The sequence below is a fragment of the Leucobacter soli genome (assembly GCF_042659205.1).
In the GTDB taxonomy this organism is placed as follows: Bacteria; Actinomycetota; Actinomycetes; order Actinomycetales; family Microbacteriaceae; genus Leucobacter; species Leucobacter soli.
In genome coordinates, this window is record NZ_JBHSRW010000369.1 from 1 (window position 1) to 1,365 (window position 1,365).

The 1,365-nt window shown below is 71.6% G+C and carries 1 protein-coding gene; it reads left to right on the plus strand.

All coding sequences use genetic code 11. From position 1 onward, the window contains the following. Positions 1-332: 332 nt before the first annotated feature. A partial coding sequence (locus ACFPZL_RS13230; protein ID WP_382335832.1) for a M20/M25/M40 family metallo-hydrolase occupies positions 333-1,365 on the plus strand: 1,033 nt, incomplete at its 3' end.

Genomic DNA, 1,365 nt, shown 5'->3' on the forward strand with positions numbered 1-1,365 from the left:
GTATGACAATGTCTGTTCTACCGCGTGATCATGCGGCTAGATCGGGGTTCTATCCACACGTTTTGGCCGGTAACCCCCCTGTCGCCGGGCCACTGGCCAAAAGAGCGGATGGAGTCAGGCGTGTCTCGGCCCCGCCGTCCCGGCCCGTTCGTACCCCGGCCCCCGGATCGGCGCCCCCGGATCGGCGCCCTCGGATCGCCGCGGCCTCCGCACGGAACTGTACGAGATCGTCGAGACAGCACGAGATCGTCCATCGAAAGGGTGCAGCGCGGACGATCGCGTACCGTCTCGTGCGCGCGTGTCCGAACCGCCGCATACGCCAGGATGGAGCTATGAACCCGAGCACAGACACACCCGGCGACCGAACCGAGCTCCACAACCGAACCGAGCTCCACAACCGAACCGAGCTCCGCGACCGCATCGACGCCGGCATGCCTCGCGCGCTCGCCGAGCTGGCCGAGCTCGTCGCCATCCCGTCCATCGCCGACGAGCGGATCGTCGACCCGGCCGAGTGCGTGCGCGCCGCCGAGTGGGTGCGCGCGGCGTTCCGCGCCGAGGGGATCCCGGCGGAGCTCGAGCAGACGCCCGACGGCACCTATGCCGTGATCGGCCACCGCCCGGCGCCCGCGGGCGCCCCGACCGTGCTGCTCTACTGCCACTACGACGTGCAGCCGATCCTCGACGAGCACGAGTGGCTGAGCCCTCCCTTCGAGCTGACCGAACGCGACGGCCGCCTCTACGGGCGCGGTGCGGCCGACTGCAAGGGCAACCTGATCGCGCACCTGACGGCGCTGCGCGCACTGCGCGGCGACACGGCGCCCGAGGAGGACGGCGCCTACCCGGTCGGCCTGATCCTCGTCGCCGAGGGCTCGGAAGAGCAGGGTCGAGCGAGCCTCGACCGCTACGCGGAGGCGAACCCCGAACTCTTCCGCGAGGCCGACGTGATGCTCATCCAGGACTCGGGCAACGCACGCCTCGGCCTGCCCACCCTCTCCACGAGCCTGCGCGGCGCCGTGGACGTGGTGGTGAGCGTCACGGCGCTCGACTCCTCCCTCCACTCCGGCGAGTTCGGCGGCGCCGCCCCGGATGCGCTGGCCGCGCTGGTCCGCATGCTCGCCACGTTGCGCGACGAGCAGGGCGATGTCTCGGTCCCCGGGATCGCCACGGATCAGACGTGGACAGGCATGCCCTACGACGAGGGCGAGTTCCGCCGCGACGCGGGGATGCGGGCAGGCACGCGGCGGATCGGCTCGGGTACGGTCGCGGATCAGCTCTGGGCCCGGCCGACCATCACGATCCTCGGCATCGACGCCCCGCCCGTCGTCGGTGCGGTCGCCGCGATCCAGCCCCGCGCGGCCGCGAAGC